This is a genomic window from [Clostridium] ammoniilyticum, from assembly GCF_025566905.1.
Taxonomy (GTDB): domain Bacteria; phylum Bacillota_I; class Bacilli_A; order Erysipelotrichales; family Coprobacillaceae; genus Faecalibacillus; species Faecalibacillus intestinalis.
Genome location: NZ_JAOQJR010000009.1, coordinates 1 through 23,490, shown reverse-complemented (window position 1 = coordinate 23,490; position 23,490 = coordinate 1). Strand labels below are relative to the sequence as shown.

Annotated in this window: 15 protein-coding genes; all 15 read right to left on the bottom strand. The window is 27.9% G+C overall.

The window, feature by feature from the left end:
* The 15 genes from OCV55_RS09305 to OCV55_RS09235 all read right to left on the bottom strand — a co-directional run bounded on the left by OCV55_RS09305 (nt 1) and on the right by OCV55_RS09235 (nt 23,306).
* The gene (locus tag OCV55_RS09305; RefSeq protein ID WP_147580439.1) at nt 1-399 is read right to left on the bottom strand and encodes a GtrA family protein; all 399 of its coding nucleotides are present in this window, start codon (nt 397-399) and stop codon (nt 1-3) included.
* Nucleotides 400-480: 81 nt separating this feature from the next.
* Nucleotides 481-2,664 carry a glycosyltransferase family 2 protein gene (locus OCV55_RS09300; protein ID WP_267309891.1) on the bottom strand — a complete coding sequence of 728 codons (2,184 nt, stop codon included), beginning with the start codon at nt 2,662-2,664 and terminating at the stop codon, nt 481-483.
* A 12-nt stretch (nt 2,665-2,676) separates the two neighbouring features.
* Nucleotides 2,677-3,450, bottom strand: a complete 774-nt coding sequence (locus tag OCV55_RS09295; RefSeq protein WP_022001916.1) for an ABC transporter permease — start codon at nt 3,448-3,450, stop codon at nt 2,677-2,679.
* A gap of 12 nt (nt 3,451-3,462) precedes the next feature.
* Nucleotides 3,463-4,596 carry an ABC transporter ATP-binding protein gene (locus OCV55_RS09290; protein ID WP_117852108.1) on the bottom strand — a complete coding sequence of 378 codons (1,134 nt, stop codon included), beginning with the start codon at nt 4,594-4,596 and terminating at the stop codon, nt 3,463-3,465.
* 189 nt (nt 4,597-4,785) lie between these two features.
* Nucleotides 4,786-6,750 (bottom strand): DUF6077 domain-containing protein, encoded by a 1,965-nt coding sequence (locus OCV55_RS09285; protein WP_267309890.1) that lies wholly within the window; start codon nt 6,748-6,750, stop codon nt 4,786-4,788.
* 77 nt (nt 6,751-6,827) lie between these two features.
* Nucleotides 6,828-7,169 (bottom strand): DUF2304 domain-containing protein, encoded by a 342-nt coding sequence (locus OCV55_RS09280; RefSeq protein WP_119364115.1) that lies wholly within the window; start codon nt 7,167-7,169, stop codon nt 6,828-6,830.
* A 10-nt stretch (nt 7,170-7,179) separates the two neighbouring features.
* Entirely contained in the window at nt 7,180-7,851 is a 672-nt protein-coding gene (locus OCV55_RS09275) for a glycosyltransferase family 2 protein (protein ID WP_119364116.1), read from the bottom strand.
* Between the two features lie 116 nt (nt 7,852-7,967).
* Nucleotides 7,968-11,045 (bottom strand): hypothetical protein, encoded by a 3,078-nt coding sequence (locus OCV55_RS09270; protein ID WP_147580437.1) that lies wholly within the window; start codon nt 11,043-11,045, stop codon nt 7,968-7,970.
* A 116-nt stretch (nt 11,046-11,161) separates the two neighbouring features.
* Nucleotides 11,162-12,238, bottom strand: coding sequence for an acyltransferase (locus tag OCV55_RS09265; RefSeq protein WP_147580436.1), 1,077 nt, complete (start codon nt 12,236-12,238; stop codon nt 11,162-11,164).
* A gap of 68 nt (nt 12,239-12,306) precedes the next feature.
* Entirely contained in the window at nt 12,307-14,583 is a 2,277-nt protein-coding gene (locus tag OCV55_RS09260) for a GH25 family lysozyme (RefSeq protein WP_147580435.1), read from the bottom strand.
* Nucleotides 14,584-14,609: 26 nt separating this feature from the next.
* Entirely contained in the window at nt 14,610-17,144 is a 2,535-nt protein-coding gene (locus tag OCV55_RS09255; protein WP_267309889.1) for a glucosaminidase domain-containing protein, read from the bottom strand.
* A 191-nt stretch (nt 17,145-17,335) separates the two neighbouring features.
* The gene (locus tag OCV55_RS09250; RefSeq protein ID WP_147580433.1) at nt 17,336-18,877 is read right to left on the bottom strand and encodes a BCCT family transporter; all 1,542 of its coding nucleotides are present in this window, start codon (nt 18,875-18,877) and stop codon (nt 17,336-17,338) included.
* A gap of 1 nt (nt 18,878) precedes the next feature.
* Nucleotides 18,879-19,595 carry an NTP transferase domain-containing protein gene (locus OCV55_RS09245; protein WP_147580432.1) on the bottom strand — a complete coding sequence of 239 codons (717 nt, stop codon included), beginning with the start codon at nt 19,593-19,595 and terminating at the stop codon, nt 18,879-18,881.
* Nucleotides 19,595-21,346, bottom strand: a complete 1,752-nt coding sequence (locus OCV55_RS09240; RefSeq protein ID WP_147580431.1) for an NTP transferase domain-containing protein — start codon at nt 21,344-21,346, stop codon at nt 19,595-19,597. Before OCV55_RS09240 ends, OCV55_RS09245 begins: the two co-directional genes overlap by 1 nt.
* Nucleotides 21,347-21,428: 82 nt before the next feature.
* On the bottom strand, nt 21,429-23,306 hold the full coding sequence (locus tag OCV55_RS09235; RefSeq protein ID WP_267309888.1) for a hypothetical protein: 1,878 nt from the start codon (nt 23,304-23,306) through the stop codon (nt 21,429-21,431).
* Nucleotides 23,307-23,490 lie beyond the last annotated feature (184 nt).

The window sequence follows — 23,490 nt, the reverse complement described above, 5'->3', positions numbered from 1 at the left end:
TTATTTATTTCCTTTAAAAACAACTAACTTACTTAATACATAATTCAATACAACCACAATGACATTAACAATCACTTTAGCGATAACATCATTAACAACATTAAAATACACAAATAGCCACATAAGTACCATATCTAAGATTCCTGTAGCTAATCGAGAACTAAAAAAAGAAACAGCTTCTTTTAATATATTTTGACTACTACTTTCAAAAACATATTTTCTATTTGTGATATAAGCAAATAAAACTGATAAAAACCATGCTAGTGCATTAGAAATCAAATAATTTATGTGTAAAAGCTCTGCACTTAAAAAATAAACAACAATATTAACGACCGTTGTAAGAACACCAAACACAAGATACATAATGATTTCTTTATATTTCATTAATAATTCTTTCATTTTCTTCTCCTAAAAAAATGCTAGTTTTGTCATAGACATACTAGCATTTTTTTTACTAATATTCAATTTTATAATTCTTAATTATTCTTTATCTAAGACAAATGCCTTCTTCAAACTTAAATTAGGATTATAAAAACGATCACTATATAACATATAACCCCATTTATCTTTGATGTAATCGTGTTCTTGAACAAATCGACGATATTTAGCACTTTTTGTATCAACTGTATCATCTCCTCTAGATTTAGATTCATAATGATATAGTTCTACTTGATTTAAACAAATATTGTAATAACCTTGTTTTAATAACTTTAAGTTAAAATCAACGTCATTGAAGGCTACTTGTAGATCTTCTTCTAAACCATTGACTTCTAAATATTTTTCTTTAGAAACCATTAAACAAGCTGCAGTAACAGCGCTGTAGTTAAATGGAACGGATAATCTTCCATAGAAACCAACATCTTCTCTTGGATTATCAATAAAACAATGTTGTGCAATTCCACCAATTCCTAAAATAATACCGGCATGTTGAACCGTATTATCAGGATATAACAATTTAGCACCTACTGCCCCAATATGAGGTTGCATTGCATAGCCAACCATTACTTGTAACCAATGTGGTGTAATAATTTCAGTATCATTATTTAATAAAACAATATATTCACCTTTAGCCGCTTCTACAGCTTGATTATTGATTTTAGAATAGTTAAATTCATAATTAGCATCAATAACTCTAAAGTTAGAATATTTATTTTGATATTTTTTAAATAAATCAAAAGTTTCTTTCTTTTCGCTATTGTTATTCATTAAAATAACTTCATAATTTTTATACGTTGTTTTTTCAAATAATGATTTTAAACATTGTTCTGTAATATCTGCATAATCTTTTGTTGGAATAATGATTGAAACCATTGGTTCTGTTTCATATTCATATCTTACTAAATAATAAGGAACTCTTGGATGAACAGTTACTTTAGCTTTAATACCACGACGTTTTAAAGCATCTTCTACTGCCATTCTTCCTTTTTCAACAGCATATCCTTTACTATCAATTGTGGCAGCCGTTGACCCTTCAATCATACGCCAATGATATAAAATCTTTGGAATATGATAAACACGTTCAGGAGTTGTTTTTTCTAAAAATCTTAAGAAAATATCATAATCTTGCGCTCCTTCATAGCCTACTCTAAAACCACCGATTTCATCAACAATCGATTTTCTCATAATTTCAAAGTGACAAATATAGTTACTTCCAAGTAATGAATCAGGTGCATAATCTGATTTAAAATGAGGATCTCTTCTTAATCCTTTCATATCCATCTTATCTTCATCCGTGTAGATAAAATCTAATTCTTTATTTTTATTTAAAACAGCGACACATTCTGCTAATGCATTTCTAGCAAGTAAATCATCATTATCCATTAAACCAATAAATTCACCGCTAGCAATATTTAAAGCATCGTTTGTTGCTTTAGAAATATGTCCATTTTCTTTACGATGATGTACTTTGATTCTAGAATCTTTATTTTCATATTCATTTAAAGTATCAATTGTTTCTTGTAAAGTTGAACAATCATTAGATAAACATATTTCAAAGTTTTGATATGTTTGATTTAAAATAGAATCTAAACATTCTGCTAAGTATTTTCTTTCCACATTATAAACTGGTATACAAATTGAAATAAGTGGATTGTAAGAAAATTGAGGATGTTCTTCAAATGGTTTTTCATTTTTTTCTAACCATAAAAGATATTCTTTTTGATTTAAGAAATTATAAACATCTAAAAATTTATTTTTTGTTTTCTTATTTTCTTTAATACGTCTTTTACTTTGTTTTAATCTATTTGGTGTTAAAACAAAATGATATTCCTTAGCTATATATTTAACTTCTTTACCAATAGCATAAGTATTTACTTTTACCTTATTATTTGTTTCTTTTGTTTTTCTAACTGTTTTTTGTAAAAGTATTCTCATCTTTGACTTAATTCTTTTCATTAAAGTATTCTTTCTTACACAAACAAGTTCCTTTTGATCATCATGTATTAAATAAACTTTAACTTTAGAATCATCTTTACTCAATGATAATGTTAATTCATAATTGTCACTTGCTAGATCTGGTAAAAAACGTGCTTCTCTTTTTTTACCATCAACAGTTACTTCAAAAGAATAATCTTTTAAAGAACAATTTCCATACATAATAAATGTAGGATTAACAAGACCATGAACCTGTGCATCTCTCACATTTATATAATCTAATGTTTTCATGTCTATCACCCCTTATATTTCTTCAGCAAATCCTTTTTCTAATTTTCTAAAGATAAACATTCCTAATACAAAACAAATAATAGCCATTACAACCATATAAAGCACACTAGACATTGCTGGTAACGTATGATACATAAAGAAATCACGGTAGGCACTTACGATATGTGTAAAAGGATTTAAATAAAGTACCCAACGAATAGCTTCTGGAAATAATTCTGCCGGATATAAAATAGGTGTTCCATAAAATAACATATTAATAACAAATTGAATAATATATTCTGTATCTTGAATATAAACATTGATTGCACTTAAACCAAGAACCATTCCTGCTGTAATTACAAATTGAATCAACGCAATAAATGGTACTAATAAAATATGCCAACTTAATCCAAGTCCACCAAAAACACAGAAAAGAATAATAATCAAACAAGCGATAAAAAAGTTAACAAGTCCACTTAATGTGGCTGATATTGGTAAAATTTCTCTAGGAAAATATACTTTTTTAATAACACCTGCATTATTTTTAATACTTCCCATTCCAAGTCCCATAACTGTCGTAAAGAAGTTCCATGGAATAACCCCACAAATTAAATATTGAAGATAATTATCTGTTTTGATTCTCATGATATAAGGAAATACAATGGCATAAACGGCAACCATTAATAATGGATTTAAGAATGACCATAATACTCCTAAAAATGAACCTTTATATTTACCTCTAATATCTTTTTTTACATTTGTTTTTAATAATTCACGATAGTCATATAAGTTTTTAAATAATTTCATTTTCTTTTTCTCCTATATGATATTAATCTTTAAATCTTTTTCAGATATAACTTTATCTTTTTCATCTAATAATTGAACAAGAATAGAATGTTCTCCTAATTCCATTTGACTTACATCTACAAAATAATCAAATCCACATTCATCATCATTTGTTCCATAACCACCATATTTTTCTTGATAAGCCATTAAAACATCACTTCTATTTATTTTTCTCATTTCAGTAACCTCTTGATCATCAAAAGTTACTTTTAAACGATCATTTAAACAATCACTCAATGACCATCCAGAAATTGTAAATTGAGCTGTATCTTTTTTAACTTCCGCAAATGATTGAGGAATATCAACAACAACAATACCATGGTAAGTATCTAATGGTTTTTGATATTTTTTCTTAGCTTCTTCTTTATGATCTAATTTAACTTGTTTTAAATATTCATCAATAACATAAGTTGGATCACCATCTAATTTAAATTCACCTTTATAGATCCAAACAGCACGTGTACATAAATCTTTAACTGTATCTAAACTATGTGAAACAATAACAATTGTTTTATCACTATCTCTTAATTCTTTTAATTTATCAAAACATTTATCTTGGAAATGTTGATCTCCAACTGCTAAAATTTCATCAATTAATAAAATTTCTGCATCTACATTAATAGCAATTGAAAAAGCAAGTCGCATATACATCCCAGAAGAATAAGTTCTAACTGGATTATCAATAAATTCTCCTAGTTCTGAAAATTCAATGATATCATCTACTCTTTTTTCAATTTCAGCTTTTGTTAAACCAAAAACAGCAGCATTAAAATAAATATTTTCTCTTCCTGTAAAATCTTGATGGAAACCTGCACCCAATTCAAGTAACGAAGTCAACTTACCATGTGTTTCAATTGTCCCTTCATTAGGATAAATAATCTTAGTCATCAACTTCAATAAAGTTGATTTACCACTCCCATTTGTTCCAATCAAACAAACAGTTTCACCTTTTTTAATATCTAAATTTATATTCTTCAATACCGTATGAACTTCTCTATTGCTTTTTCCAAAAGATAACAATCTTTCTTTTAAAGTATGCGCCTTATCATATTCAACTTTAAAATACTTTGTCATATTTCTTACTTCAATAGCATTTTCTTTATTCATAAGACCTCCGCTAAATCTTCTATTTTTTCTCTTATATTCTTAATAATTTCGTTATTAAACCTTATAAATATATACCACATACATACCTATTTGTCCAACACTTCATATTTCACACTGTATATTCTACCATATCTTTGCTTTATATTTTAGAATTTTAAAATAAAAATAGAAGCTAAATAAATATAGCTTCTATAATCTAATAACATAACACTCATTATTTGTATATTCTAATTGATATCCATGACTCATAAGCTCATCAGCTTGTTTTTTAGAAAATGTTAAGAAATATGATTCTCTATAATAATCAAATGCAAACTTCGTTTGATCAAAAGATGCTTTTTCACTCCAATAATCATAAATAGCATGATAAAATTGCAATTCATCTTCGTAAAGAGAACCTTCTTTTACAATTTGAATTCGATTACTTGACATATAGAATCCTTGATGATAAGTCACTTTTCCATGATAAGTAAATCCTGGAGGAGCCAATAATGTATAATTTCCATAAGGCAAACTGTCAAAATGTTCTCCTACATCATTAAATATATCAAGCATCATATTATCGCATTTAAATATTTGTGTAAAATCATAACCATATTGATTAATTCCACAACCTAAAAATGTATACGATTTAATTTGATTATAATTTTGATAAACAAATATGAGAGATGAAGTAATCGCTAATGTTGCTACTGAAACAGATATTGTTTTTAAAGAAATAATATCAAGTATTTTAGCAATAGATAACCCTATCAAGAAAACAACCATAAATTGAATTGCTGAATAAAATCTTAATATAACAAAGAAATAATTAAACGATGATAGACATAGTAGTTCATTAAACTTATTCTTAGCTACAATAATAATAAGCATTAATGTAATAATAGCCAGATATTTTCCATATTTTGAATTAATCACCAAAGCTAAAGCAATAGCTGCAATACATGTACTATATTGCATAATTGTATCAGTAGAAACATAATATCCATAAAATGGCGATAATTGATTACTAAAAGATTCAAAATCTGCTAAAGATAATAAAGGAGTATGGTCCAATTTATTTGTTAAAATCAATAATACTAAAACAAATAAGAAACAGCATAAATTAATAATGATCCATTTAGTATTTTTTTCCTTTATTGAAATACATGTATTATAAGCAAATTTAAGTATAAATAAAACAAAGAACATAACAATAAAAACAGGTAAAAAGACTGTCGAAAAGGACATCATTGAACAACTCGTGATACCAGCAAAAATAATATTTTTAATTGTCATTTTATTTTCAATCAAAGGTATACAAACAATACACATGATAGGTACAGAAAGTACTCTTACTACTGAACCACCATACCATATGGCATTTTGAAATTGCCATAAGTCAAATGATCTTATTATTAAAAAAGAACCATTATTTTCCATCAAATATCCATGGCCTATTAAAAATAAAAAGAATGGAATAAGTGCATATTGTGCTTTTCTTTTAGTAACAAAACTAGCCAATTGTTTAATTGCTAATGCAAACATTGTATAGTTATGAATAACCATGAAAACTTTGCAAAAATAAACAGGATTAATATGAAAAATACTTGCGAAAGCACCATAAGTAATCTCATATGTATTCACCATTCGTGCATAATCTACAGATGTTGTAAGCCATCCTGTATAAAAGCTTTCATTCATTAAAGATGGTGTTCCTATAGAATTAACTACTTTCGCTATATAATAAGCATCATCGTAATCAAACTCATATAAAGCCATTACATTTGATACTGAAAATAAAGTGAATAAAAAAACAAAAAAATATATAACCCAATTATTTTTTACATGATCTATTATGTTTTCCTTTTTTAAGCTACTTTTAAATTCATTTACAAAGGTAGAAATATTTTTATATTTTCTCCATAATAAAAATACAAAAAAAGAAAAGAAAAGAACACAAAATAAAATAAAATAAACATTCCAACTCAATTGAAATAATTGACACGGAAAACCTATGATAAAAGAAATAAAAAATACAGATATAAATCCATATATAACATATGCTGTTGAATTTTTTATTTTTATAGCAAAACAATCAGCTACAAACTCTCCTATTAACCAATAAAAATAAAAAATAAAAATTAAAAATATAAAGGTTAAAAGATGATTCATATATTTCCTCCCTTATTATTAAACTTAAACAATTAAATACATTACGATTAAATCGTAATGTATTTAATAAATATTATTTATTTTAAATCATTTTTCTTTTTCAAAATAGCAATTTCTTGAATTAAGTTTTTTTGCTTTTCTTCTAGCATAGATACTTTATTAAATAAAACATATACTAAAATAATAAGCATAAAAATAATAGCTGCAAAAACTATATTTGCTGTTGAAATGACACCTATAAGTCTAGCTACAAAAAAAGCAATTTGTGGAAAAATACTTAAAATAATTAATGCTATCGAACAAAGAATCCATGCTAAAGCATAATCAGTTCTTAATTTACCTTTTTTAACATTCTTTACTAAAATAATAAAGAATAAAACAGTGAATATAATTAATAATATTTGTAATGTTAAACTCATACGTTACCTCCTAATTAAAGAATATAATTGTTATTAATACTTTTAACATATATTGAATAGAACTTCCTATCCCTGTATAAATACTTGTACCAGCAAGTCTATCTTCCATTTTAACTTGTACTTCTTTTGCTTTATAACCTTTTTTTATTTGAAATGCAAGTGTATCAGGTTCTGGTTTTCTATTTAATTCAAAAGCATAATCTTTAATTAATTCTTTATTAATGATTCTCATTCCACTTGTAGGATCATTAATAGTGGCACCTGTTGTTAGTTTAATCATTGCAGTAATAATTCTACTACCTAACATTCTCATGCTAAAATGCTTCTTTTCATCCACAAATCTTGATCCAATAACAATATCATATCCATTTTCTATTTCTTTTACTAAACTAGGTATATATTCTGGTAAATGTTGCCCATCACCATCAAATTGGATAGCTGCGTCATAATTATTATAATAAGCATATTTATAACCTGTTTGTACTGCACCAGTTAAGCCTAAGTTAACAGGTAAATCAACATGATTAATATTATTGTCATCTAAAATTTTTCCAGTACTATCTTTAGAACAATCATTGATTACAATATAATCACAATCAATATCTGCATTTTCAAGATTTCTAACAACTCTTAAAATGCTTTCTTCTTCATTATATGCTGGAATTATAACTAAAGTTTTCATACTTTCCCTCTTTCTCTAATACTATTCTTACTGATTATACCAATAAAATTATATATTTCAAACAAAATATACACAAAAACGGGATGTATTCATCCCATTTTTGTACATAATTTTAATTATCTAAGCCAAACACCATTAATATCAAAACGATTAACTACTCCATTGATTTTATAATCTCCTGTGACCATCTTTCCATTAGCGTCTACATAATACCAGTTATTTCCTGATTTTACCCATTGGGCACTAATTACACCACTTGAAGCTGCATAGTAATCTTCACCATTGATTTTGAACCATCCTGTTTGCATTAATCCGCTTTCTGCAAAGTAGTATTTAGCTCCTGCAACTGTTTGATATCCTGTTACCATTTTTCCATCTGCGTCTACATAGTACCAAGTATTTCCTGATCCTACCCATTGTGCTTCGATAGCTCCACTAGATGTTGCATAGTAATCTGCTCCATTGATCTTGAACCATCCTTTTTGCATTAATCCACTACTTGCAAAGTAGTATTTAGCTCCTGCAATTGTTTGGAATCCTGTTACCATTTTTCCATCTGCATCTACATAGTACCAGTTATTTCCTGATCCTACCCATTGTGCATTGATAGCTCCACTAGATGCTGCATAGTAATCAGTATTGTCAATCTTGAACCATCCTGTTTGCATTAATCCACTACTTGCAAAGTAATATTTAGCTCCTGCAATTGTTTGGAATCCAGTTACCATCTTTCCATCAGCGTCTACATAGTACCAGTTATTTCCTGATCCTACCCATTGTGCATTGATAGCTCCACTAGATGTTGCATAGTAATCAGCATTGTCAATCTTGAACCATCCTGTTTGCATTACTCCGTTAGCATCGAAGTAATATTTCTTTCCTTCGATTGTTTGATATCCCGTTACTTTTTGGTTATTGTCATAGTAATACCATTTATTACCTGATTGTACCCATCCTGATTTTACTTCAGGAGTTTCTACATTTAATTCACCATTTTCATTAAATGTATAATCTTTTCCATCAACGTTTACAGTTCCTGTAACCATTTTTCCTTCTTTATCAAAGTAATATTTTTTACCACTTAATGTTAACCAACCAGTTGTTTTTTGACCATCTTTATCTAAATAATACCAAGTTTTTTCTTCTTCTAACCATCCAGTTGTCATTTTACCATCAGCATCAAAATGATATTTAGTTCCATCTACTTCTTGCCATCCTGTACATGGTTCATAATATCTGTCATATAAATATTTATTACCTATAAATTCTGTAAGTTTTCTTGATGTTAATACTGTAGTTTCTTTAACGATACCATTTTTATCATAGGCAACTAAAAGCATTTTCCCTTTTTCATAAGCAGTTGTAACTTCTATATTATTTCCAGATGCTGTTAATAATTCTCCCCATGAGAAAATATATTTAACACCATTTATAGTTTCTATACCTTCTACTTCATTCAAGTTTTTATCATAGTAATACCATTTTCCTCTAAGTTGAATCCATGTATTAGCTACTGCTTTTTTCTTTTCAACAACAACACCTTCGCTATTATATGCAATGACATAAGTTACTATTTTATCATTTTCATCTCTATATGATGAAACAACAGATATTCCATTAGAAGATTTTATTAATCTACCATTTTCAAAATAATATTCTTTTCCATTAACAGTATAAATACCATCTACAAAATTCATTTCACTTGAAACATAGTACCAATCATTTCCAATTTCATTCCATCCAGCTACTCTCTTAACCTTATCTACAATTTCACCTTTATTATTATAAGCATAAAGATAATCATTTCGATAATCAGTTAATATTTCATCACTGTCACTTGTTTGAAGCATACCATAAATAAAATACAAAGATTTTCCATCTACAGTATATTCTCCATCATATGGATAATAATAACCTGCATCATTTAAATAATAGTAATAACAATTACCATTTAAATAAATCAATTCATTATCTTTAAATTTAGCTTTTTCAATAACTTTTCCATCTCTTACATAAGCAAGTGTATCTCCTGATGTAACAACTTCATCCAAATATTCAGCTAATTGCCCATAATTAAAGTAATATTCTACACCATCAATTGTTTGAATTCCTGAATATGGAGTTAATTCAGAATCAAAATAATATTTTCCACCATTAAATTCAATCCATTTATTTCCTACAATATCTACTTGTTCTACAACTTTTCCAGTATAATCATAGGCATAATATTTATTTCCTTCTCTAACTGTTGTAATATTTCCTTCAAAACCTGAAGTTGCAAGTTGTCCATTACTCAAAAAATAATAAGTTGCATCTCCAATTGTATGAATTCCTTGATATGGATATAAATCTTGATCATAGTAATACCAATTATTATTAAACTTGATCCATTTATTTCCTTCAATTTTTACTTTTTCTATAACAATACCATTTTTATTATAACTAACTAAATAATTATTAGAAGTTGCTGTAGAAATACCATCATAATCATATGTTGCTAATTGTCCATCACTCCAAAAGAAGTATTCCACACCATCAACTTTTTGAACTCCTTGATATGGATTTAAATTTTTATCAAAATAATACCATTTATTATTAACTTTAATCCATTTATTTCCTACAATATCTTGTTGATCAGTAACAACACCATTTTGATTATAAGCAATAAGTTGCCTATTAAATGTAATTACCCATATTCCTTCATAAGTACGTGTTGCTAATCTACCTTCCCATTCAAAATAATATTTAATACCATTAATTGTTTTAACTCCTATATAAGGATTCATATCAGCATCATAGTAATACCATCTATCCCCATAATGTGTCCAATCTCCAGCAACAATATTTGCATGATTCGTTACAATACCACTTTTATCAACAGTGACAATCAACCCATTATCTGTAATTGTATCTTCATCATACCAAGAAGAATATGCCATATGACCATCATAGCTATAAAAATAATACGTATTCCCATCAATTTCTTGAAGCCCTTTTAGTAATTCACCATTATCATCATAATAATATTTGTATCCATACTCTTCATACCAGCCACGTCTTTCACTACTTAAAGTGACAGGTGTATTAGAATCATTTTTCACATTTGTTTCTAATGCACTAACCATCGTAGTTGGTAATGTTGTTGCTGCAACAAGAGCTGATGCTACAGCAATCTTTTTAAAATTCCTACTCATGTTTTATCCTCCCCATAAATATTTCATAGACTTATTATATCATAACTGAATGCAATACTCCTTATCTAAAACCAAACGACATTTTTTCATTCTAAAAAGCAAAAGAGGTAACACAGTTACCTCTTTTCAACTGAAATATTGATTTTATTAATGTAAGGTTCAATAAGTTTAAAGAACCAATGTGAACATAAATGATATATTTTATAAACAATGTATGAAATAAGATAAATAATTAATGCTGATCCTAATTGATGTACAATTAAAATCAAAATACCTCTATTAACAAATTGTTCAATTCTAATATGTCTTAATAAGAATTCATGAAATAAAAAACATGTAAAAGCAGCTTTAGCTAATTCATTGATTATTTTACTTTCAAAATGAATATCCATAAAGAATAAAAGAATATAAGCAGACATTAAGATAATAATTGGATTATTATAATACCATGTTGCTGTATATTGTAAATGTAAAACATGTTCCATCATTGAAAAAGCATATAAAAATGCTAAACATCTTATAATCCACATACCTGCTTTTTTCTTAGATAATGTTATTTTATTTACACGAAGATATGCTCCTACAAAATATACCAAAACAAAGTTAATAATTGTATAACCATATTGACTTCCATACATTCCAATAGTACTTAATCCTAAATATGTATTTCCTGTTACATTTTCAGCAACATCTATAACAATTGTCCAAACTGAAAAAATAAGCATGAGTATAATTAATAAGCGTTTAAATTGTTCTTTATTAAGTTGTTTAATAATTAAATTAAGATATGGACTAATAATATATAATACAGAATAAGGTATTAAAAAGTAATTAGCGGGTAATAAACTACTAATCAATGAACTTACTGTAAATACTTTATGACCTCTTAATACTCCAAAAACATAAAAAACTAAATTAAATACGATAACTTGTACAAATAATTCTAGTATCTTAATTAATTTTCTATTTTGATTACAAGCTAGAAAATACGCTGAAATCATTACAAAAACATTAACTGCACAAACAAATAAACTTTCTATTAAATATAAATAATATTGATTAGGACTGCCATCTAAAACCATTCCTAATGCACCACCCATACTTGCATTATTATAATGTAAAATAACGACACCAATCATTGAAATAATTCTTAATAATTCAATAGACGAATTTCTTTTCGTTTTCTCTTTCATATATATTCCCTTCCAAACAAAAACCGATTTTTACTCAAAACAATGAGTAAGATCGGTTTTTAATTTATTTAATTCATCCAAAGACCTTGGTTATCAAAACGATTGACCGTTCCATCAATTATATAATCTCCAGTAACCATCTTTCCATCAGTATCTACATAATACCAGTTTCTTCCTGATTTGACCCATTGTGCTTGGATAGTTCCTGATGAAGCTGCATAATAGTCTTCACCATTGATCTTAAACCAATCTTTTTGCATTAATCCACTACTTGCAAAATAATACTTCGCACCATTAATTGTTTGATAACCAGTAACCATTTTTCCATCAACATCTACATAATACCAATTACTTAATGATTTGACCCATTGTGCTTGAATAGCTCCAGATGAAGCTGCATAATAGTCTTCACCATTGATTTTAAACCAATCTTTTTGCATTAATCCACTACTTGCAAAATAATACTTCGCACCATTAATTGTTTGATAACCAGTAACCATTTTTCCATCAACATCTACATAATACCAATTACTTAATGATTTGACCCATTGTGCTTGAATAGCTCCAGATGAAGCTGCATAATAATCTTCACCATTGATTTTAAACCATCCTGTTTTCATTAATCCACTTTCATCAAAATAATAAGTACTATTTCCTACTTTATAATATCCAGTAACCATATAATCATCATTTGCTATATAGTACCATCTATTCCCTAATGGTAACCATCCTGTTACCTTTTCACCATCTACAAATGTTTTTCCATAGATTTTTAATGTTCCTTGACTATAATATTTCCATTGATTTCCTACTTGCATCCATCCTGTGTACATAATACCATCTTCATTGAAATAATATTGTCTTCCATTAATAACTTGATCTCCTGTAAGAATCAATCCTTCATCATTTACATAATACCAATTACTTAATGATTTGACCCATTGTGCTCTTAATTCACCATCAGAAGAAATATAATACCAAGTATCATCTACTTTAAACCATCCAGTTTTCATAGAACCATCTTCCATAAAAAGATATTTTCTATTTCCAACTTTATAAATACCAGTAACCATATAACCATCTTCAGCTATATAATACCATTTATCATTTATTGGTAACCAACCTGTTACCTTTTCACCTTCTACAAATGTTCTTCCATAGATTGACATTTTCTTAGGACTATAATATTTCCATTTATCATTTTCCTTATGCCATCCTCTGACCATTACACCTTCACTAGTAAAATAGTATTCTTTATTGTTTATAGTTTGTGCACCAGTAACCATATCACCATTACTTGTTAAATAATACCATTCACCATTTAAACTGATCCAACCAGTGGCCATAATTCCATTAGTATTAAAATAATACCATTTTCCATTAATCTTTTCCCAACCGATTTGTAGAATATTTTTACTACTTCCATAATACCAATGATCATAATAATATTTCCATCCTACATAATCATATTTAGAAACACCTTGATCATACCAAACACTCATATCTACATAACCACTAATACCATCAACAAATGCTCCATTGCTATATTGCCATCCTTTAGGACCTCTATACCAATTATTACTAAATCCTAATGATGATGTATAAGCAGCTACCCAATCTACATGTTGATAAATAGTTGGACTATTTAATTTTGTTTGTAAAAGTGAACGATAGCTATAAACCTTCGTATTATAATTACTATTTGCTAATTTATTAACAAATGCATCAACAACTAATTCATTCGTTGTTGTTGATAATTCAGGTCTTTCCATATCTAAATAAACAGGATATGAAAGTTCTGAAGGTGAAATTTTATATATTGATAAATAATTTAAAATCATTTTTGCTTCATTATCAGCATCTGTTACATTATTTGAATAATCATAAATATAGATTCCAAAAGGAATATTATATTTTCTACAACCATTTAAATTATTTTCAAATTGTTTATCAATATGATAATATCCACCCTTATGAGAAACAATTCTAATAATAACACCATCTACATCTGTTTTACTTACTTTACTCCAATCAATATGACCATTGTATTGTGAAACATCAATAACCTTTTTAACATTTTCACCAATAACATGACCATCATTATCACGAAAACATTTTTTATTTCCTTGATAAAACCAACCATTTTGAATCATAGTTCGTAAACTATAAGAATTTTCTTCCTTTGCATCTTCTATTTTATTTTCATCTTGATCAATATGACTACTTTGTCCCATAATTGCATCATCATAACTTCCATCTAATGCATTTACAGAACTATTTTGAAAATAACTCAATGCAAAAGCCATTCCAAAAACCAAAAACAAATAACCAAAAAACTTTTTCAAAATCTTTCCTCCCCCTAAAAATATTATTACTGCATAACACCACTGCTATTAAAATAATATGTCTTATTTCCAACTTTATAATAACCTGTTACCATCGAACCATCACTTTTTAAATAATACCACTTATTCTCTAATTGAAGCCATCCAGTAACCATATAACCTTCATAATAAGTTTTCCCATATATTTCCATAACACCTGTACTTAAATAGTACCACTTACCATTAATTCTTTGCCAACCTGTTAACATTTGATATTGGCTATTAAAATAAAACCATGTATTCCCTAGTTTCTTCCAGCCACTTTGTCCATAGCCTGAATCATCAAAATAGTACCATTTATTGCTGACTTTTTGCCAACCTGTTTGCATTTTACCACTATCATTAAAATAAAACAAATTGTTTCCTACTTTTTGTAATCCTGTAAGTCTTTTACCTGTACTATCAAAATAATACCAATCACTACCTAAAGTTAACCAACCAGTAACCATATAGCCTTCATAATAAGTTTTTCCATAGATGTTCATAACACCTGTACTAAAGAAATAAGTATTTCCAGAGATTTCTTGAAATCCTGTTGCCATTTGATAATTATCTAAAAAGTAATACGTATTTCCTGCAATCATTTGCCAACTTTTTTGTCCATAACCACCATTATCAAAATAATACCATTTGTTATTGATTCCTTGCCAACCGGTTTGCATCTTTCCACTTGCATTAAAATAATAGAAATTATTTCCTACAGTTTGTAATCCTGTTACCATTGATCCATCACTATTTAAATAATACCAATCATTACCTAGTGGTAACCAACCAGTAACCATATAGCCTTCATAATAAGTTTTTCCATAGATGTTCATAACACCAGTACTTAAATAATACCATTTTTCATTTATTTCTTGCCAACCGGTTTGCATTTGATAGCTGCTATTAAAATAAAACCAATTATTTCCTATTAATTTCCAATCTTTTTGACCATAACCCAATTCATCAAAGTAGTACCATTTATTATTAACTTCTTGCCAACCCGTTTGCATTTGTCCACTTGTATTAAAATAATAGAGATTATTTTCTATAGTTTGTAAACCAGTTGCTTTTGACCCATTTGAAAAATAATAATACCAATAATTATTTTCTTTTTTCCATCCTTGTGGATGAGAAGTATTATTTAATAAAGTAACATATTGATTACTTACATATCCTGTATTATCAAAGCTATAAGTTCCATCACTACTAGCAACTTCACTTTGTATCTTATAAAAATCATTAATTGCAGAGGCATCTTTTATAATAAATGAATAAGCTGGATTTTTTATCGTTGTATATAAAACACTAGAATTTGTATTTGAACTACTTCTTACATTAAGGGCAGTATGTGTTGTTAAATAAATATCTTTGATTCCTAAAGTATAATAATCATTATCTTTAGAAGAGATACTAGCATCCATATTTTTAGCAATGCTTGCACATTTTTCTCCTTCATAGGGATCTGAAGAATATTTTCCAAATATTCCACTTCCCTTGTCTCCAAAATAACCTCCTCTAAATAAAGAAGTATATGTAGGATTTAAATATCTTTTAGACATCCAACTCGATGTAAAATTCATAATACAATCATCTACTGTACTAAAGGTATCTGCATTTCCACCTGGATTATTATCTGTAGCATTTAATCCAAATAAGTTATTTTTATTTAATGCAATATTGCTTTTTCCCCATCCAGATTCTAAGGCAGCAAAACTTGCTGCCATTAAAGCATTGACCCCATATTTATTTTGATACTTAATAAAAATATCACCTGTATTATATAATTTAGAAGTACTTCCTGCTTTATTATTTAAATAATTTGATATTTGTGAACCAGTATAAGTCGTTTGACTTCTCATTGGTAAGTATTGAAAATAACTATAATAAGGATTATTAGGATTAACAGCATTATTTCTAACATTATTTTTATAATCTGTAATCATTGTATTATAGTTATCATAAAAATAATGTCCATCATAGCTATAATACTCTTTATTCTTTGTTAAATAACTAGGCCCTGTCCCTATATAATTCTTATTCCCTTGATTTCCTGTCGCATTAACATTATTAGAAATATAATGATACAAATCACCTGATGAATTAACTTCATAGTTACTTGCATAATAAGTCCCTTGGCTAAGAACTTCAACATATTGAGGATCTACTAAACCAACAATTCCTGAAATCATAAACTTCACTTTTCCATTTTCATACCCTAAAAAAGCTGCATCCGCTGCATTTGATTTAGATAAATATCCCTCTTGTCCTGTATAATAATCTGTAAAATTTGTCGTTGTCTTTGCTTTAGAACAATTAAAATTAACCATATTCGCTGTAGAAACTGTTCGTGCATAAGGATTATACTCTTCATTCGTTGTTCCATCATAAACATCTACAGTATTAATATTTCCATCTTTATCTACAAATTTTGTTTGTCCAATAACTTCATTTGTTTCTTCATATGCTTTTATATTAGAGATATTAAAAATCATTCCCAATAATATAACAAGAAACAGACTTATGTACTTTTTTTTCATTTCCAACCTCCTACAATATTTTAAATCTATAGAATATTTTAACTTACTAATCCTATTTGCTTTTAATAATGTGATAACATCACATAAAATAATATACTTACAAATATCAACTAAAATAATCATCTTCATAAATACTATTTTTTATTATAATGATATACATTTTCAATTCAACAAAAAGGATATAGAATTTTCTATTCTATATCCCTGTTATTTTCTTTCTTTTCTTGTAAATATTTATTTGCATCTTTAAAGAAACTAATGACAATCAACAGTATAATAAATCCTATTGGAAAAGCAGCGATAATAGCCACTGACTGTAAACTATACATTGAATTTTCAGCAAAAATCAACGCTATTGGAAATAAGATAAAGATAATTGCCCAGAAAACTCTAATCTTTTTATCTGGTTCTTCATCTACATCTAATTTTTTATAGGAATAAGATGAAACAACCATAGTTAAAGCATCAAATGTTGTTGAATAAAAAGCAATCATAGTAATAACTAATAATAATAAACCTAGACTTGCTAGTGGTAGAGTATCAAATATCTTTAAAATAACTGTAGAATAATCTCCACTTTTAGCAATCATTCCCGAAATATCAATTCCATGTTTCATTTGTTGTGCCAAACCATAATTTCCAAGAATAATGAATGAAGTAAAAGTTCCTGCTAGACCCCATCCATATCCTCCTAGAATCGTATTTTTAATTGTTCTTCCCTTACTGATTTTTCCAATAAAGAAAGGAGTTGCAACACACCATACCATCCAATAGGCCCAATAATAAATCGTCCAATTTTGTGGAAATGATGTTTCTCTTAATGGATCCATCCAAGTAGATAATCCGATAAAATTTTGTACCATATTACCAATAGCTGAAAAACCAGTTTCTAAGATATATGTGGTTTCTCCCCCACCTATTAAAAAATAAATAAGTAAAGCAAAGAATAAATAGGAACAATATGTTGCTAGTTTAGAAATACCTTTCATTCCTGTAATTACAGTAAATGTATAAACTGCCGCAATCAATAATAAAACAGCAATAGTAAGTCCTACACCATTAGGCAACCCAAATACTCTACTTAAAGCTGCTGATAATAATGGTGTTGCTAGTGAAAAGGTTGTTGCAGTTCCTGCAATAAGTGCAAATATAGCAATTAAATCAATAATTTTACCTACAACTCCATCCACTTTATTTCCTAGTAATGGTCTACATCCTTCAGAAAACTTTTGTTTATTTCTTCCTCTTACATGTAACATAAAACCAAAAGCAACAGCCAAAATAATATAAAAACTCCAAGCAATTGGTCCCCAATGAAATAACGGAAATGTTGAAGCCCATTTTTGTATTCCACCTAATTGATCAATATACTTTTCATTAGCATATAATGCCCATTCACATAATGAATAAAATAAAATATCTGCTGCCATTGTAGAAGTAAAAATCATTACTCCCCAATTAAATGATGAATAAATTGGTTTATCCGTATCTTTCCCTAACTTGATTTTTCCATATTTAGAAAAAGCAATATATAAAGAACAAGCAAAAATACCAACACCCAACATAGCATAATAAATACCACAATCATTTCCTAAAAATCCTCTGATCATTTGAATAATATATGAAGATTTAGCTGGCATGATCATAAATAAAACACATAATAAGACGACCCCTAATAAAGGTATGATCATCGCTGTATAGTCTAATCTTCCTTTTAATGTTTTCTTTTCCATTTTAGTTCTCCCTATAATTTAAATATGATGGATCTATACTGCATAACTCATCTAAACTATCTATTTCCAAAATATCTCCATCACGCATTTCTTTAATAGATAATTGATATTCATCTGGATAACAAAACAACGCTACATCATCCCAATAGATTTCTGTATTTTTCTTTTCTTCAAATTCTATTTCCAAATGTTTTTTCAAGCGTTTCCCATCTTCTTCATTCCAACGAGAAACACTATACAATTGCCAACCATCTGTTCCACCTGTTCGTGAACAAGATGTAACAAGACCCTCTTTGATTTTTAACATCCATTCATTATTGATTTCTTTTTTGTAGATACAGTTATATCCAGAAAAGTCAAAATTCTTTTCAAGAATTTGACTGTTATTAATAATTTGATCCCCATCTAAAATAATGACATTTTTAAGATGTTCTCGAGCTACATAGAGTGATGAAATATTATTACATGTATCAAAATAGGGATTATCAATTAAATGTACATCATTATATTTTTCTTTTAAGTAATTAAACTGTTCCTTAAGGTATCCTACGACAACATAGATTTCTTGAATGCCTTGTTCATGAAGTTTTTCTATAACCCCTTCTATCATTGCTTTTCCATTGACTTTAACTAATGGCTTAGGAACTTTATTAGTAATAGGTTTCATACGTGTTCCTTTTCCTGCGGCCATGATAATTGCTCTTTCTACTTGACTCATTATTTCATATTCTCCATTTCTTCTATAACAATATTATAGTAATCTTTCGCAAAGCGATATTGTGCTAATGAATATTTTCCAAATTCAACACCTAATGTATATTTATATTCACACCAGTTGCTCCATAAAAGACCACACATTGATATATAACAATAGATTTTAATTCTTGTTTGCTGATCACATTTATTTTCAAAATAAATGTCTATCAAGTTATCAACTTGCTGTCTGTTATACATGGAATAGATACAAAACATTGCAATATCTAGGTGAATATCTTGCATTGCCGCATATTCCCAATCAATAAGTTTTATTTTTTCTTCTTCATCTTCTTTATAGAATAGGAAATTATCACAATTTGCATCTATATGACATAGTCTCCATTCTTTAGGCATCTTTTCAATAATATTCTTTAAAGAGAAGACTTTTTCTTTTGTTTGATCATAATCTTTATATAAGGATTTAGGCCCTCTTAATTTTTCATAAAAATCAATCTTTTCAAAAACATTAAATTCATGATCAACCTTTAAATCTTGTTGATGAAAATATTTCAATAATTGCATACACTTTCTTAGATCTTCTTGATCATCTTGATTACATACACGTGTATCATTTAAATACTTTGTAATCTTATAACCATTTTGAGGATTCATATAAATAACTTCATCACTGATATTTAAATCTTTTATTACTTGATAAACTTCATATTCTTCTTTTCGATTAATAAGTTGATCTGTTCCTTCCCCAGGAATTCTCATAATATATTTATCTTGATTGATTTCAAATAAAAATGAACGATTAGTCATTCCTTTTTTTAAACTTTTAATATTTTTTATTTGTTCAACATTGATTTTAAAAACATCAGCAATTAAAGATAATGTCTCATTATTTAAGTGTGTTGAATGATCATCTACATTTCTTAATTCTTCATAAGTATTGATTTCATCAACATAATTTGTATCAACGATTTTCCCATAAATAAACATCTTATTTTTTTGATACAAGGCTTCTTCCCAAAATAATGAATCATGCATTCCATCATCTAAATGTTCTAAATGTTCTTTTAAATATGAAGCATCTTGATTATTTATAAATGATAAACCAATCAGTTTTAAACCATCTTTTTTTGTTTTAATAATTTCATTTTTAGTATTACATGTAACATTACTATGTTTACTTATTCTATTTTCAAGCATATACCATGATTGAATTTCATTATCTAAAAACGGATTTTCATAGAAATAAAGATCACCAGGAATAATATAAGTATTATTTATTTTATCTTTTACAATATTTAAACTATGTAAGTTGTTCTTTTCTTGATATTCTCTATTAACAACTAACTTTACATGATATTGATCAATAAGATAATCAAACTCTTCTTTCATAAAACCAACAACTATTGTTATATCATGAATATTGGCTTCTAATAGCTGTCTAATAATACGTTCAATAAGTATTTCTCCATTTATTTCAAGCATGGCTTTAGGAACATTGTTATTAATAGGAATCATTCGAATTCCTTGTCCTGCAGCTAAAATAATAGCAGACTTATCTTTCTTTATTAAATTCATTCCTAAATTTGTGAGTGAATTATCCTCATTAAGATAATTTAATTCTTTAAGTTTTTTTAGTGTTTCATTTACTTTACCTAAAGAACAATTTAATCTTTTAGAAATCATTCTTTGTGAAAGATTATTTTCTTTATAAAGCAGTTTTATAAGTTCAAAGTCTAAATATGTAAAAGTGTTCATTTTTTGCTCCCTATTAATTTATATGAACATTATAGCATATGTTTTCTATAAGTAAAGAAAAAAAGAAGTATTTCTACTTCTTCTATGATAAAAACTTAGGTGTAATATATCCTCTTATAAATTTACCATTTACAGTCATTGTTCTATATTCAACAGCATCATTTTTATTTCCTTCAATAACTTTAAAAGTATTTCCATTCACTTCAGCAACAATACCTACATGATCAGGCCATCCTGTATTATCACCATTTCCATTATCATCCCAATCATACATAATAATATCACCAATTTGAGGAACATAAGCATCATTTTCTTGCCAAATTCCCATTGCTTGAGCTTTTTCAACTGCTTTACCACATGAACATTCAACTGGGATAATGTCAAGTAAATTACATTCTCTCACCATAGCTGAAACAAAAGTCATACACCAAGAATCTGTATATTTTACTTTATAACCTCTAGGTAATGGATCTAGTTTATTATAAGAATCAATAATTTTCTTAAATGATCCATCTTTTTCATTACATCCCAAATATCTTTTAGCTCTTTCTACAAACTCTTTTCTCGTACAATTTGAAATCCATGAATAATCATCTCTAAATGTATATGTTTTACCATCAATAACTACATCATCTTTAACAGCTGCACCATCTTCATTAAAATAATACCATTTCCATCCAATTTGTGCCCAACCAGTAACCATGACACCACTCTTATTTAAATAATACCATTTATTACCTGATTTTAACCATCCTGTTTGCATATCACCAGAAGCATTTAAATAGAACCATTGATTATTAATCAATTGCCAACCCGTTTGCATAATTCCTTGATCATTAAAATAATACCATTTGTTAGTGATCTTATTCCATCCTTTAACAAGAACCGCATTAGAATCAAGATAATAATATTGATTATCTCTATAATACCAACCTAATTGCAAATCTCCATTAGAATTAAAATAGTAATATTGATCATTGATATAATAATCACCTACAACCATTTTTCCATCTTGGTCCAAATAATACCATGATCCATTATGCAACCATCCTGTTTGAATATAGCCACTATTATTTGCATAGTAATATGTTCCATCTGCTTGGATCCATCCTGTTTTCATAGCTCCTGATTGATCAAAGTAACATTGTTCGTCCCCTATAGAAACCAATCCTGTAGCCATTTTTCCATCTTGGTCCAAATAATACCATGATCCTTTATGCAACCATCCTGTTTGAATATAGCCACTATTATTTGCATAGTAATATGTTCCATCTGCTTGGATCCATCCTGTTTGCATAGCTCCTGATTGATCAAAGTAACATTGTTCGTCCCCTACAGAAACCAATCCTGTGACCATTTTTCCATCTTGGTCTAAATAATACCATGATCCTTTATGCAACCATCCTGTTTGAATATAGCCACTATTATTTGCATAATAGTATGTTCCATCTGCTTGGATCCATCCTGTTTTCATAGCTCCTGATTGGTCAAAATAATATTGTTGATTTCCTACAGAAGCTAACCCTGTGACCATTTTTCCATCTTGGTCTAAATAATACCAAGGCCCTTTATGCAACCAACCTTTTTGAATATATCCACTATTATTTGCATAATAGTATGTTCCATCTGCTTGGATCCATCCTGTTTGCATGGCCCCTGATTGATTAAAGTAATATTGTTGATTTCCTACAGAAGCTAACCCTGTCACCATTTTTCCATCTTGATCTAAATAGTACCAATAATCCGTATGTAACCATCCTGTTTTCTTTTCACCATGATCATAATAATACCATTGATTCTCTTTATTCGTCCAACCAGATTCCATTACAGTCGACCCATCACTTGTATTTAATGTATCTGTATCTTCTTCCGCATTAACATTTATAATCGAAAAACATACAAATAAAATATTAATAAACGCTATTGATAAAGCAATATTTAATAATTTACCTTTTTTCATACAATCCCCCTCTTGTCTTACAATTGACATTATAACAAATACAAAAAAATAAACTAGTTATAATCTATAAAAAATAGAAAACCAGAAGCAGAGATGAAGTGAACTGAAAAAGTTGGACAACTTAGGAGGTTCACTTTTTATTATGGCTAAACTTACAAACGAACAAAAAATTGAAATTTACAAT